Genomic DNA, 5897 nt, shown 5'->3' on the forward strand with positions numbered 1-5897 from the left:
CACGTTCCTCAACCCGGCCGAGACCGTCGCCGACGCCTTCACCCCCGAGGTGGTGCAGCGCCTGCGGCAGATCAAGAGCCAGGTCGACCCGGGCCGCAAGACGCTGGTGGATCTGGTCACCCGGCCGCTCACCTCGCTGCTGCTGATCGTGGTCGCGGGCGGTCTGCTGCTCTCGGCCGGTGCGCTCAGCGCCGCCGATCTGGTGCCGTTCCTCCTGCTCGGGGTGACCTTCGGCAGCCAGCTGCTCGCCGCCGCGTACGGGATGGGGTCGGTCCGGCAGGCCCAGGACGCCGCCCGGCGTATCGGCCTGCTGCTCGACCAGCCAGAACTGGCCGAACCGGAGCAGCCGCGGACACTCCGAGGCGGCGGGCACACCGTCCGGTTCGAGGACGTCAGCTTCAGCTACGACGGCGAGCACACCGTCCTGCGGAACGTCGACCTCGACCTCGCGCCGGGCACCGTCACCGCGCTGGTCGGCCCGAGCGGCGCGGGCAAGTCCACGTTGGCCGCGCTGCTCGCCCGGTTCCACGATCCGACCGGCGGCCGGATCACCATCGGCGGGGTGGACCTGCGGGATCTCACCCTGGCCGAGCTGTATCGCACCGTGGGCTTCGTCTTCCAGGACGTCCGGCTGATCCGGGGCACCGTGCACGACAACATCGCGCTGGCCCGCCCGGACGCGACGCGTACGCAGGTCGAGGCGGCGGCGAAGGCGGCCGGGATCCACGATCGGATCACCCGGCTGCCCGACGGCTACGACACTGTGGACGCCCGGCTGTCCGGCGGGGAGGCGCAGCGCGTCACCATCGCGCGTACGCTGCTGGCCGATCCGCCGGTGCTCGTGCTGGACGAGGCGACGGCGTACGCCGATCCCGAGTCCGAGCACCAGGTGCAGCAGGCGCTCAGCCGGCTGGCCGAAGGCCGGACCGTGCTCGTCATCGCGCACCGGTTGCACACCATCACCGGGGCCGACGCCGTGGTGGTGCTCGACGGCGGCCACCCCGTCCACCGCGGTACGCACGCCGAGCTGCTCGCCGTCCCCGGTCTCTACCGCGAACTGTGGCAGGCCGGCCGTCCCCAGGAGGTGACGCTGTGATCCAGCTGATCGACGATCGCCGGACCCTCGTCCGATACGCCGTCCTGCTCGGGGTGAGCGCCGTCGTGCGGGCCGCTGCGGTGCTGACCTTGCTCCCGGCGCTGTCCGCCCTGTTCTCCGACGGCGACGCCGTGCCGTGGATCGCGGCGCTGGGCGTCCTGGTGGTGGTGGGCTGGGTGCTGGACTTCCGGGTCGCCGACGCCGGGTTCACCATCGGCTTCGCCCTGCTCAACAGCGTCGAGACCCGCCTGGTCGACCGGTTGCACCGGGTCCCGCTGGGCTGGTTCACCACCGAACGGCGGGCCGACGCCCGGCGTACGCTCACCTCGTCGGGCCGCGAGCTGTGCCAGGCCATCGCCTGGCTGGTGACGCCGACGATCAACGCCCTGCTGACCCCAGCTCTCATCGGACTGGGTCTGCTGCTGTTCGCCCCGGCGCTGGGCGTGGTCGCCCTGGCGGCGGTCCCCGTGCTGCTGGCCGCGATGTGGGCGAGCATGCGATTCGTGCGGGCGGCTGACGACGCGTACGCCGACGCCGCTGGTGAGGCCGGCGAGCGGATCATCGAACTGGCCCAGGCGCAGCCGACCCTGCGGGCGGCCGGTCGCGCCGGCGCGGACGGGACGGCGCTCGGGCTCGCCCTGGCCCGGCAGCGGTCCGCCGTCCTGCGCCTGATCGGCTTCGGCATCCCCGGTCAGCTGCTGTTCGGCCTGGCCACGCAGGTGGCGCTGGTAGCCCTCGCGGTGGCGGCCGTCGTGTCCGAGGTGACCGGCGCCGAAACCGTGGCGCTCGTCGTCGTCGCCGTGCGGTTCATCGAGCCCTTCACGACCCTGGCCGGGCTCTCCCCCGCCCTGCAGAACCTGCGCAGCACGCTGTCCCGCGTACGCGCGCTGCTGGGAGCGCCAATCCTGACCGGGTCGGACGCGCAGCCCGACGACCACGCGCCCGCGTTGGAACTGCAGGACGTCAGCTTCGCGTACGCCGAGGCCGCCACGGTGGATCGCGTCTCGTTCATCGTTCCGCGCGGCACCACGACCGCGATCGTCGGGCCGTCCGGCGCGGGCAAGAGCACGTTGCTGGCCCTGATGGCGCGGTTCCACGAGGTCGGCTCCGGCAGCGTCCGGGTCTGCGGTCAGGATGTGCGCGACTACGACCCGTCCGTCCTTATGGGACAGTTGTCGGTCGTCTTCCAGGACGTCTACCTCTTCGAGGCGAGCCTGCGCGACAACGTGCGCCTCGGCGCGCCCGGGGCCGGCGACGAGCGCCTTCAGGCCGCCGCGACGGCCGCGCAGCTCGACGAGGTGATCGAGCGGCTTCCGGACGGTTGGGACACCCGGGTCGGTGAGCGGGGCGCGACCCTGTCCGGCGGCGAACGACAACGCGTGAGCATCGCCCGCGCACTGCTCAAGGACGCGCCGATCCTGCTGCTGGACGAGGCGACGGCCGCCCTCGACACGGCCAACGAGCGGGCCGTCGTCGCGGCGATCCAGGCGGGCGGGCAGGGCCGCGCGACCGTGATCGTGGCGCACCGGCTGACCACGATCGCGCACGCCGACCAGATCGTCTTCCTCGAGGACGGGAAGGTGGCCGAGATCGGCTCGCTCGCCGACCTGCTCGCGCTGGACGGCCGGTTCGCGGCGTACTGGCGGCAGCGGGAGCAGGCGGCCGGGTGGACGCTGACGCCCGCCTGACACCCGCCTGGACCATCCCGCCGCCCCGGGTGGCCCCGAATGCACTCAGAACGTGTACGGCCTCAGGTACTCCGGCACGAGGATGCGCGTACGCGGCGCGGTCGCGCGGACGGCGGCGACGAAGAGGTCGAGCCGCTGACGGTCGCTCACGCTGACGGACGGCGGGTTCTGCAGAGCCGTCTCGAAGTCGTCCCAGTGCACCGGGACCACGACGGCCGGATGATCCAGGGCCGCCAGCAGCCGCGGCACGTAGGCGTGGGTCACGTCGGTGGCCGGCACGGCGATCATCGCGACGTCGGGGGCGAGCCCGGTGAGGTTTCGCTCGGCGAAGTCGCTGGCGCCCATGAAGAACACCTTCGGGCCGCCCGCGACGCTCACCTGGTACGCGAGGGTGTCGCCCTCCGGCAGATCCTGCACGGTCCGCGGCCGAGGCGGCACCGCCACGCGTACGCCGGGGAAGGCCAGCGAGTAGGAGCCGTTCCGGCTGTGCAGCGAGCCGGCCACCTCCACTGTGTACGCGCCGAAGTCCATCACCTCGCCGCCCTTGACCGGGCTCAGCTGCCCCGCCGGAACCTGGTACGCCAGCCCGAGGTGGTACGCCGTCAGGGTGCCGAACACCCGGGCGCCGGACCGCTGAGCGATGTGCGGGACGTCGTTGTAGTGGTCCCAGTGCGTGTGGGTGACGAGGATGGTCTCCGGAGTGCCGGGATGGTCGCCGATCCGGCCCTCGTCCACGGTCAGCTCGGTCGCCGGATCGAAGTGCCCGGCGAACAGGCCCGTCGAGTATCGGCTGAGATAGGGGTCCACCAGCAGCGTCTTGTCTCCGATGTCGATCCGCCAGCCGGAGGTGCCCAGCCAGCGGAAGGTCGCCTTCGCCGAAGCGCCGGTCGCGCCGGCAGTGCCGGGTGCGGTGCGGCGAGCGGGTGACGCGGCGGCGGCCGGAGCGCCCGCGCCGGCCAGGGCGGCCCCGGTGCCGACGAGGGCGGCGGATCCGATGAACCTGCGGCGAGAAGAAGTCATGACCCCAGGCAAGCATCGCCGTGGCGGCCGGGTCCAAGACGATCGAACCGCGGCCACGATATCCGTACGCGTATCGGCCCAGCGCCGTCGCGGTGCGCGTACCAGTTGATGAGGCCCTGATCACACGGAGCGCAAGGTGTCGACGGCGGTGCGCGCGGCCTGGCCGATCGCCAGATCCACGTCGATGCCGCGAGTGTCGGGCCGTCGGGTGCGGGCCCCGATCGCGACCGCGTAGCGCCCGCCGTCGGGGTATTCGACGACGCCCGCCTCCACGTGCAGGCCGGGCAGGGTGCCGGTCTTGCCCGCGACCTGGACCGAGGGCGGGAAGCCGGACGGCAGGCGGGTCCGCGACAGTTGCCGGGACATCCAGTCGCGGACCATCGCGCAGGCCGCCGGCGGTCCCGCCTGGTCTTGCCAGATCAGCGTGAGCAGCCGCGTCAGCTCGCGAGGCGTGCTGGAGTTGGTCCGGGCGGGGTCGTAGACGCGCAGCGCGCGGATCTGATCGTCGGGCAGGTCGCGGAAGACGCGCGCGAACTCGTCGGCGTCGCGCGCGCCCACGTCGGCGAACAGCGACTCGAGGACTTGCCGAGGGCTACCCATGACCTGGGTCCGTGACAGCCCCAGTTCGGCCGCGAGCACCGGCAGCAGGTCCGGGCCGACCCGCTGGGCGAGGAGGTCGGCGGCCGTGTTGTCGCTGACCGACATCGCGAAGTACGCCAGATCGCGCAGCGACAGCTCGACGTCGTCCGCACAGCCGGCGGTGCCCCAGCCGCCGAGCCGGTCGGCGGCCCGGACGACGACCCGTTCGGCCGGATCGAGCTGGCCCGCCGCGACCTGCCGGGCGAACTCCAGGACCAGCAGCACCTTGACGACCGACGCGATCACCACCGGATCGTCGGCGCCGAACCCGATCTCACGGCCGGTGCCGAGGTCGACGGCGTGCAGCCAGGCGTCCACGTCGAGCTTGTCGAAGATCTCCACCGACGTATTGTCGGGGAATGGATCTCTTCCGGCATCTGCGGTACTTCGTGGTGACCGCCGAGGAGATGCACTTCGGCCGGGCCGCCGACCGGCTGGGCATCGCCCAGCCGCCGCTCAGCCAGTCGATCCAGCGGCTAGAACGGGAGCTGGAGGTCGAGCTGTTCGACCGATCGCGCCGCCGGATCGAGCTGACCGCGGCCGGCCGGCTGCTCCTCGACGAGGCGCGTACGCTGCTCGCCGGTGAGGAACGGCTGCGGTCGCTGATGCGGCTGGCCCGCGACGGCCACCTCGGTACGCTGCGCGCCGGAGTGCAGCCCGACACCCCGGCGGCCACGTTGCAGGCGTTGCTGCGGGAGCTGAGCGAACAGGCGCCAGGGCTCGACGTCGACCTGCAGGAGCTGACGACCGGCGAACAGGTTCGGCTGCTGGCCGAAGCCCGGCTGGACGTCGGCCTGATCAGCCATCCGGTCGACGCGCCGGATCTGCGGTTCGGCCCACCGGTCACGGTGGCGTTGGGCGTACTGGTGCCACGGTTGTCGCCGCTGGCCCGGCTCGGCACGGTGCGGCTGTCCGATCTGGCCGGTCAGGATCTCGTCCTGCCACCGCGGGCGACGGCCCCGGGCTGGCACGACCACGTGCTGGAAGTGTGCCGGGACAACGGCTTCGTGCCGAACCGCGTACGCCACGCGAGCAACTCGGAGTTCCTGCTCGGCCTGGTGCTGGCCGGTCGAGGGGTCGCGATCGAGCCCGAGTCGGCCGCCCGCCGGGAACCTCGCGTCGTCTGGCGCGCCCTGGACGGCAGCCCGCTGCGGCGTACGGTGTCGGCGGCCTGGCCGGCGCAGTCGCCGCATCCGGCGGCCGAACGGTTCGGCCGGGTCGCGGCGGAGACGCTGGCGGGGCCGTCCCCGGCGGCACAGATCGGGCCGGCCACGGCGCCCCGGCCGTGGACCGTGGTGTTCACGCCGTCTTATCGTTAAGACTATAACCAATTTAGAAATACAAAGTTATCAGTTTCATTCCTAGATCCTCATCGCCACCCTCGACCTCGACGACATCACCCGGGCACGCTTCGACCTCGACGTCGTCGGGCATTACGCCCGGCCCGACATCTT

Annotated in this window: 5 protein-coding genes; 3 read left to right on the forward strand and 2 right to left on the reverse strand. The window is 72.4% G+C overall.

Annotated elements, in window-relative coordinates; all coding sequences use genetic code 11:
• Both AB0M47_RS41775 and AB0M47_RS41780 read left to right on the forward strand, forming a co-directional pair.
• On the forward strand, positions 1 to 1096 hold a 1096-nt coding region (locus tag AB0M47_RS41775; protein WP_363424332.1), incomplete at its 5' end, for an ABC transporter ATP-binding protein.
• Entirely contained in the window at positions 1093 to 2784 is a 1692-nt protein-coding gene (locus AB0M47_RS41780; protein WP_363424335.1) for an ABC transporter ATP-binding protein, read from the forward strand. The genes AB0M47_RS41775 and AB0M47_RS41780, both read left to right, overlap by 4 nt.
• 45 nt (positions 2785 to 2829) lie before the next feature.
• Here AB0M47_RS41780 and AB0M47_RS41785 read toward each other — a convergent pair whose 3' ends face one another.
• Positions 2830 to 3804 (reverse strand): MBL fold metallo-hydrolase, encoded by a 975-nt coding sequence (locus AB0M47_RS41785; protein ID WP_363424337.1) that lies wholly within the window; start codon positions 3802 to 3804, stop codon positions 2830 to 2832.
• Between the two features lie 120 nt (positions 3805 to 3924).
• Positions 3925 to 4785 (reverse strand): serine hydrolase, encoded by an 861-nt coding sequence (locus AB0M47_RS41790; protein WP_363424340.1) that lies wholly within the window; start codon positions 4783 to 4785, stop codon positions 3925 to 3927.
• 17 nt (positions 4786 to 4802) lie between these two features.
• On the opposite strand from AB0M47_RS41790, the gene AB0M47_RS41795 reads away from it, so the two are divergent.
• Complete coding sequence (locus AB0M47_RS41795) at positions 4803 to 5762, forward strand: LysR family transcriptional regulator (protein WP_363424343.1); 960 nt, start codon at positions 4803 to 4805, stop codon at positions 5760 to 5762.
• Positions 5763 to 5897 lie beyond the last annotated feature (135 nt).

The organism is Hamadaea sp. NPDC051192 (genome assembly GCF_040682475.1).
GTDB lineage: Bacteria > Actinomycetota > Actinomycetes > Mycobacteriales > Micromonosporaceae > Hamadaea > Hamadaea flava.

What these genes read in the sequence shown, in the direction of transcription:
- AB0M47_RS41785 (WP_363424337.1), bottom strand. Translation starts at nt 3,804, where the DNA reads ATGACTTCTTCTCGCCGCAGGTTCATCGGATCCGCCGCCCTCGTCGGC.
- AB0M47_RS41795 (WP_363424343.1), top strand. Translation starts at nt 4,803, where the DNA reads ATGGATCTCTTCCGGCATCTGCGGTACTTCGTGGTGACCGCCGAGGAG.